The sequence below is a fragment of the Proteus mirabilis ATCC 29906 genome (assembly GCF_000160755.1).
GTDB classification, from domain to species: Bacteria; Pseudomonadota; Gammaproteobacteria; order Enterobacterales; family Enterobacteriaceae; genus Proteus; species Proteus mirabilis.
Genome location: NZ_GG668582.1, coordinates 209,277 through 216,906, shown reverse-complemented (window position 1 = coordinate 216,906; position 7,630 = coordinate 209,277). Strand labels below are relative to the sequence as shown.

General features: G+C 36.9%; 6 protein-coding genes. 4 read left to right on the top strand and 2 right to left on the bottom strand.

The window, feature by feature from the left end:
• The first annotated feature begins 132 nt into the window (after window positions 1-132).
• Window positions 133-819, top strand: a complete 687-nt coding sequence (locus tag HMPREF0693_RS15955; RefSeq protein WP_004249867.1) for a FadR/GntR family transcriptional regulator — start codon at window positions 133-135, stop codon at window positions 817-819.
• Between the two features lie 80 nt (window positions 820-899).
• Window positions 900-2,297, top strand: coding sequence for a multidrug transporter subunit MdtD (gene mdtD / locus HMPREF0693_RS15950; protein WP_004246608.1), 1,398 nt, complete (start codon window positions 900-902; stop codon window positions 2,295-2,297).
• Window positions 2,298-2,378: 81 nt separating this feature from the next.
• Here the strand turns inward: mdtD and rbsK are convergent, their stop codons facing one another.
• Window positions 2,379-3,305 carry a ribokinase gene (rbsK, locus tag HMPREF0693_RS15945; RefSeq protein WP_004246607.1) on the bottom strand — a complete coding sequence of 309 codons (927 nt, stop codon included), beginning with the start codon at window positions 3,303-3,305 and terminating at the stop codon, window positions 2,379-2,381.
• 280 nt (window positions 3,306-3,585) lie between these two features.
• On the opposite strand from rbsK, the gene ravA reads away from it, so the two are divergent.
• Window positions 3,586-5,085, top strand: a complete 1,500-nt coding sequence (ravA, locus tag HMPREF0693_RS15940; RefSeq protein ID WP_004246606.1) for an ATPase RavA — start codon at window positions 3,586-3,588, stop codon at window positions 5,083-5,085.
• A 7-nt stretch (window positions 5,086-5,092) separates the two neighbouring features.
• Window positions 5,093-6,550 carry an ATPase RavA stimulator ViaA gene (viaA, locus tag HMPREF0693_RS15935; protein ID WP_004246605.1) on the top strand — a complete coding sequence of 486 codons (1,458 nt, stop codon included), beginning with the start codon at window positions 5,093-5,095 and terminating at the stop codon, window positions 6,548-6,550.
• On the opposite strand, the gene asnA is transcribed toward viaA, so the two are convergent.
• Window positions 6,551-7,543 carry an aspartate--ammonia ligase gene (gene asnA / locus HMPREF0693_RS15930; protein WP_004246604.1) on the bottom strand — a complete coding sequence of 331 codons (993 nt, stop codon included), beginning with the start codon at window positions 7,541-7,543 and terminating at the stop codon, window positions 6,551-6,553. It lies immediately after the preceding gene.
• Between the last annotated feature and the right edge of the window lie 87 nt (window positions 7,544-7,630).

Here is a 7,630-nt window from a genome sequence, read left to right as displayed (position 1 = left end):
CCGTTCGCTCTATTTTTCAACAAAACGAATGAAAATGCTCTAATTTTACACTGATAGATTAAAATCCAAACAGCTTTATTGCTATTACTCACGTAATATAGAAAGCAAATTATGGTAAAGGTAACTATTATTATGCAACTAAGCGAACAACGCTCAGCATCCCAAAAAAATCTTTCTTATATTGTTGCTGAAAAGCTAGGTAAACAAATACTTTCTGGATACTACGAACCTGAATCTTTATTACCTGGTGAGATAGAACTCGCTGAACTACTTTCAGTCAGTCGAACTGTTATTCGTGAAGCAATAAAAATGCTTGCTGGAAAAGGTATGTTACTACCTCGGCCTAGAATAGGTACTCGAGTTACGCCAATGCAAAATTGGAATCTATTAGATAATGATTTACTTAATTGGTGGATAGATAGCGGTGAATTTAATAAGGTGAGTCATTATTTCCATCATGTTCGTTTAGCAATAGAACCTCAAGCCTGTTATTTAGCTGCATTACATGCTTCAGAGACACAAAAAGAGTCTCTATTATTTCTAGCTACAGAAATGCAGCTACTCAAAGATAACTTTAACCGTCAGCATTGGTTAGATATTGATACACAATTTCACTATCTAATCTATCAAGCCAGTGGTAACCCATTTTTTGCTTCTTTTGGTTCTCTTTTTCTATCTGCCTACAAAAAATATTTTGATTTAATTGTTGGCAATGAAACAGTACAGCCTGAAACTCATAATCAAATTGTACAAGCGATTATAGAAGGAGATGGAAATAGAGCGCGTGATCTTTGTTTAATACTATTAATAAATGACTGAGTATTTTTAATACGATTTTATTGTCTTTTTGTTTATACTGGCTAATAAGCTAAATATAAAAGAAAGACGGTATCTGTTACATGTTAAAATCCGCCAAAAATATGTCAGGGTTGCCCTGGATCGCTGCAATGGCTTTTTTTATGCAGTCATTAGATGCGACTATATTAAATACGGCACTCCCTGATATAGCTAAAAGTCTTAATCACTCCCCGCTCGCCATGCAATCAGCCGTAATTAGCTATACTTTAACGGTAGCTTTATTAATTCCTGTAAGTGGATGGTTAGCTGATAGATTTGGAACTCGCAAGATTTTCATTATCGCCGTTTCACTCTTTTCTGGCGGTTCATTATTATGCGCACTTTCTCCTAACCTTGCTTTTTTGGTAATTTCGCGGGTTATACAAGGAATAGGTGGTGCAATGATGATGCCGGTTGCTCGTCTTGCTTTATTAAGAGCTTATCCTCGTAGCGAACTCCTTCCCATTCTTAACTTTGTCACCATGCCGGGGCTTGTGGGGCCAATTGCGGGTCCATTATTGGGAGGGATCCTTGTCACCTATGCTTCTTGGCATTGGATATTTATTATTAATATTCCTATTGGCTTACTTGGTATTTTTTACGCCATAAAACATATGCCTAATTTTACGATGCCAAAACGTAAATTTGACTTACTCGGCTTTATTTTCTTTGGTTTTGGTTTAGTCATGTTATCCGTCAGCCTCGATCTTTTTGGCGATAAAAACATCTCTCGATATATCCCTCTTGCGGTGATTTTAGGTGGCTTCTTTTTACTCGGTCTCTATATCAATCACGCTAAACGCCACCAGCAACCCTTAATACCATTAAATATATTCAAAACACGGACTTTCTCTGTCGGTATTGCGGGTAATATCGCAACGCGCTTAGGAACAGGATGCATTCCTTTCTTAATGCCACTGATGTTACAAGTAGGTTTTGGCTATCCTGCTATTATCTCAGGTATGATGATGGCACCAATGGCTTTGGGCTCTATACTCGCCAAATCCTTTGTGACAAAAGTCTTAGTGACATTTAGCTATCGCCGGACACTATTTGGAATAACCATTATTATAGGTCTGATGATTGCACAGTTTTCCTTACAATCACCTGATATGTCTATTTATTACCTAGTAATACCACTCTTTTTATTAGGTGTTGTCATGTCAATTCAGTTTACTTCGATGAATACTATTTCACTCGCTGACTTAACTGACAATAATGCCAGTTCAGGCAATAGTGTTTTAGCCGTCACTCAACAACTAGCGATTAGTTTTGGTATTGCAGTAAGTGCTTCTATCTTAAATTATTTTGATGCAGAAAATGCCGGCTCTACGGTAGATAACTTCCATTATACTTTTATTACTGTCGGCGCTATCACACTACTCTCTTCATTTGTCTTCTTATTACTTAATAAGCATGATGGTGATAATCTTACTAATAAGAAGAAAAATGAAAACTAATTAGTTGAGATATAAAAATAAAAGAGAGCCTATAGCTCTCTTTTATACGCCACTCTAAATAGCGATAATCTTATTTTTACGCTAGTCATGCTGCGACAAAAAAGCTTCAATTTCATGGCGCCAAGGTACTGACGGTTGTGCTCCTGCACGAGTAACAGCGATAGCGGCGGCTGCATGCGCAAATTTAATCGCCTTCATCATTGGTAAACCTTCTAATAAAGCCGTTATAAAAGCGCCATTAAATGTATCTCCTGCAGCAATAGTATCTATTGCGGTCACTTTAAATGCCGGAACCATCGTTCCTTGATTGTTTTGACTAACCCAAACACCACGGCTACCCAAAGTAATTAAAACGGTTTCTATCCCTTTATCATGTAATATATTAGATGCACGTTGAGCACTTTCATCATCAATAACTTTTACCCCCGTGAGGTATTCAGTTTCTGTTTCATTAGGTGTAATGATATCAACGAGAGATAATAATTCATCTGGTAAAGCCTGTGCTGGTGCAGGGTTTAATATAACTTGCACACTTTCTTGTTTAGCGACTTGAGCCGCTTTTAATACAGAATCTAGAGGTGATTCTAATTGCATAAGTAAAGCATCTGCTTTTTTAATCACCGAGTTATAACGTTCAACATATTCTCTGTTTAACCTTCCATTGGCTCCAGCGTGTATACCAATAACGTTTTCACCTTGCTGATTAACAAAAATCAACGCAACACCCGTGGCTTCATCATCAATTAATTCAATACAATCTGTATCTATTTTATCTGTGATCAGCTGAGCTTTAGCACTTTGACCAATATCGTCATTTCCAAGACAAGCTAAAAAGGTAATATTAGCACCACAACGCCCTGCAGCGACGGCTTGATTTGCACCTTTACCCCCAAAAACCATCTGATACTGATTACCGGAAATAGTTTCACCAGGATGCGGAAAATGAGCAACATTAAGAATATGATCGACATTAACACTACCTAAAATCACTAATTTCTTCGCTTCCATGATATTTCCTTACTATCAAGTGATAATGTTTTAATGCCATTAATTGATGACATGTCGTATTTTAAATCGATCATCTCAGCAACATTAATGAAAAAACGTGATCACCATCGAAACGTTTCGCCAGCAAAACAAAAAAGAACCAAAAGAAGCAGTAGGAAGCTGAATCGATTTTTGTTATAAACGAATTGTGTACTAATTGAATAATTGACTATATGTCATTACTCATTTTTTGATAGTTTCATCTCTATAACGAAAATAAGTACCCTAATTAGGAGCCTTTATGCAACTTGCAGAACGGATCTCACAACTTAGCCAATACCTTGAAACTGGGCTTTATGAACGTCAATCAGCGATACGGCTTTGCTTACTCACGGCTTTAAGTGGAGAGAGCGTTTTTTTGCTAGGTCCTCCAGGTATTGCTAAAAGCTTAATTGCGAGAAGAATGAAAGAGGCATTTAAACACGCTAAAGCGTTTGAATATTTAATGACCCGTTTTTCAACACCTGAAGAAATTTTTGGTCCACTATCCATTCAAGCATTAAAAGATGAAGGAAAATACCAACGTTTAACCGAAGGTTATTTACCTGACGCCGAAATTGTTTTTCTTGATGAAATATGGAAAGCCGGTCCCGCTATTTTGAATACCTTATTAACGGCAATTAATGAACGTAAATTTCGCAATGGCGAAAACGAAGTAAGTATTCCCATGCGTTTGTTAGTTTCGGCTTCTAATGAACTACCTGATTCAGACAGCAGTCTTGAAGCGCTTTATGATCGAATGCTGATTAGAATTTGGTTATCAAAAGTACAAGATAAAAAAAACTTCCGGGCGTTATTAGTTAATAAAGAGGTCAGCGCTTTTCGTATTCCTGAACAACTACAAATTACAACAGAAGAATTTTTACTTTGGCAAACAGAGTTAGAAAAAATTACTTTGAATGACCACTTATTCGAATTAATTTATCAACTTCGCGACTCACTCGATAAAAGTGATGCAGCACCTTATGTTTCAGACAGGCGTTGGAAAAAAGCGGTTCGTCTATTACAGGCCAGTGCTTTTTTTAATGGTCGTAGTGCTATATCACCTTTAGATCTTATTCTGTTAAAAGATTGCCTTTGGCATGATCAAGCTTCTTTTGCGCTGCTAAATGACTTATTAAAAACACTATTAACAGAACAAGCATACCACCAGCTAACACTTTTACAGAAAATAGAAAATCTGTGGGCAGAATGGATGCAATCGACAAGAAGCAAACAAGATCAACAAGCATTTCGCTTTGAAAAACAAAGTAGTATGTTTGGTAGAAATATACATTTCAAATTATCAGAAAAAATGCAGTCTGATAAATTTACGCTGTTTTTACATATTCCACTGCATATACATAGTATTCAAGTTAACTTTATAACTGTTGAAAAAAAAGCATTAGAAACTTTCTTAGATAAAGGTGATGAACTCTCTGCCAGATTAAATGGTATTGGTTTCCCACAATCTATTAATGCACAAATTCGTCAAGATGGTGTCTTAGAGGTGTTGGATGTTAGTCGCCGAACAACGTCGTTATACCAACAGTCAGAAAGCATCAAAACAGAGCCTATTGAAGATAATCAACAATGGTTAGATAAATTAAAAGATCTCACCCAAGAGATTTATTCTGAACAAGAAAATTTTAATCATCATCAACCCAATATCTTTATTGATAATGATTGGCTCATTTCTATAGAACAAAGCTTTTTGCAATTGAATGAAAAATTATCTCAATTAAGAAGTCAAATAAAGTGACCATGCCATGCTAACACTTTCTACCATCGATATGCTTTTAGCGATAAACGAAGGACAGCTTATAGAAGAAGTGATTATCACTTTATTAGCTTCTCCTCAATTAGCTGTTTTTTTTGAAAAACATCCAAGATTAAAAAAAGCATTACTAAAAGACATTTATCAATGGAAAAAAAGCTTACAAGAAAAAGTGAAAGAAACACTGGTGCCGACCATCATCGCAGATGAATTTGCACTTTATCAGCAAACGCAATCATTATGTAATGCTGTTTTTAATCAGCAAGTGGACAATATTCTTACAGAACTAAATCAGCTTGATTCTTCATTTGTTATAGAAGCAACACAACTAATAAAAACAAATAAACCTTTTTCCCCAGCTCAACAAGCTCTATTTATTCAACGCTGGCGCATTAGTTTAATATTTCAAGTCACGACATTACATAAAGCACTGTTTGAACAAGAGCAAGAGCAGTTACTTGCAGAACTACAAGAACGCTTAGCATTAAGTGGCAGTTTAAGTAATACATTTTCTGAAAATGAACGGGCTGCAGGCCGTTTATGGGATATGAGCAAAGGCGTTATTACCAAAACCCCCTATGATGAGAAAATTATTCAACGTTATAGTGATTTTCTAAATCAACAACCTGAATTACATAAATTGGCCAGCTTACTGGGGCGAAGTAAAACGGCGAAATCGCTTCCTGAAGAGAGTGTGATTTTTGAATCAATAACAATCGTTGAAAAAGCACCGGATACCACGCCAGAACAAGTAAATGGTATAGGCTTAAGTGATGATATTTTACGTTTATTACCTGCTGAACTAGCTTTATTAGGCATAAATGAAGTTGAGTATGAGTTTTATCGTAAACTCATTGAAAAACAGCTCAATACTTATCGTTTACAGGGTGATAGTTGGCAGGAACGCACAGTATTACGCCCAGTCACTCATCACCTTGATGAAGAACGACCAAGAGGCCCTTTTATCATTTGTATCGACACTTCTGGCTCTATGGGGGGATTTAATGAGCAATGTGCTAAAGCCTTTGGTTTAGCGCTAATGAAAATAGCACTAGCGGATAACCGTGCCTGTCATGTCATGCTTTTTTCAACAGAAATGATCCATTACCAATTATCTTCTTCTGATGGATTACAAGAACTTGTTAAATTTTTGAATCAAACATTTAGAGGTGGAACTGATTTAGCATCTTGTTTAAATGAGGTAGCAGATAAGCTTAATACCCCCACATGGAAAGACGCTGATGCTGTTGTTATTTCTGACTTTGTTGCCCAAAGGTTACCCGAAAACCTAATCAATAAAATCAAAAAAGTCCAACAGCAACAGCATAATCGCTTCCATGCGGTTACCCTATCCAATTATGGTAAACCCAGTATTATGAAAATTTTCGACCACATATGGCGTTTTGACACTGGGTTAAAAAGTCGATTACTACGACGTTGGCGTCAATAATTACAGCATATCCGCAAAAGCTAAACGGGTGTCTTGTTGCCAAACGCCACATTGTACTTGTCCAATATGCTCTTTTTGCAAAAGTAGCATGACTAAACGTGATTGACCTATACCGCCACCAATTGTTTGTGGCATATCGCCATGCATTAATGCTTTGTGCCAATCTAACTCAAGACGTTGAGTATCATCAGTTAAAGTTAGCTGACGCATTAATGTCTCTGGATCAACGCGGATACCCATTGACGACACTTCAAAAGCATCTTGCAATACTGGGTTCCAAACTAAAATATCGCCGTTCAACCCTGCAAAGCCATCTTCGTTAGGTGTTGTCCAGTCATCATAATCTGGCGCTCTTACATCATGAGCTTCGCCACTTGATAGTTTTCCACCAATACCGATTAAGAAAACAGCACCATATTCTTTAGCTATCGCTTTTTCACGACCTTTAGCATCAAGATCAGGGTAGCGGCGTAACAGTTCTTCAGTGTGAATAAATTGAATTTGATCTGGCAGGAACGGTGTCAGACCAAATTCATCGCTGACGGCTTTTTCAGTTTCTTTTATAGCCTGATAGATTTTACCCACTGTCTGCTTAAGGTAAGGTAGTGTACGCTCCTCACCTTCCATCACTTTTTCCCAATCCCACTGATCAACATAGACAGAATGGATTGGCGTTAAGCGATCTTCATCTGGTCTCAAGGCTTTCATATGTGTATAAAGACCTTGACCAGAACTAAATCCAAAACGACCTAATGTTTTACGTTTCCATTTTGCTAATGAATGGACAACTTCAAAGGTAGAATCAGGTAAAGATTTCACTTTAACCTGTACGGCCTTCTCATGACCAGATAAGTTATCTTGAGTTCCATCACCAAGGCGACTTAAGATCGGTCCTTGAACTTCAATCAGGCCTAATTCTTTTTCTAATAAACGTGAAAAATATGATTTAACAAAGCTAATTTGTTGTTGAGTCTGAATGAATGATTTTTCCATTTTTTATATCCCTAGTGGCGATGTTGTGTTTTGCTGAGATAGATTAAGCAACAAAAGCGGGGGTAAATTCAATATACTTCATTAAAA

Coding starts and splice junctions, on each gene's coding strand:
- viaA (WP_004246605.1), top strand. CDS start 5,093: ATGCTAACACTTTCTACCATCGATATGCTTTTAGCGATAAACGAAGGA.
- mdtD (WP_004246608.1), top strand. CDS start 900: ATGTTAAAATCCGCCAAAAATATGTCAGGGTTGCCCTGGATCGCTGCA.
- HMPREF0693_RS15955 (WP_004249867.1), top strand. CDS start 133: ATGCAACTAAGCGAACAACGCTCAGCATCCCAAAAAAATCTTTCTTAT.
- ravA (WP_004246606.1), top strand. CDS start 3,586: ATGCAACTTGCAGAACGGATCTCACAACTTAGCCAATACCTTGAAACT.
- rbsK (WP_004246607.1), bottom strand. CDS start 3,305: ATGGAAGCGAAGAAATTAGTGATTTTAGGTAGTGTTAATGTCGATCAT.
- asnA (WP_004246604.1), bottom strand. CDS start 7,543: ATGGAAAAATCATTCATTCAGACTCAACAACAAATTAGCTTTGTTAAA.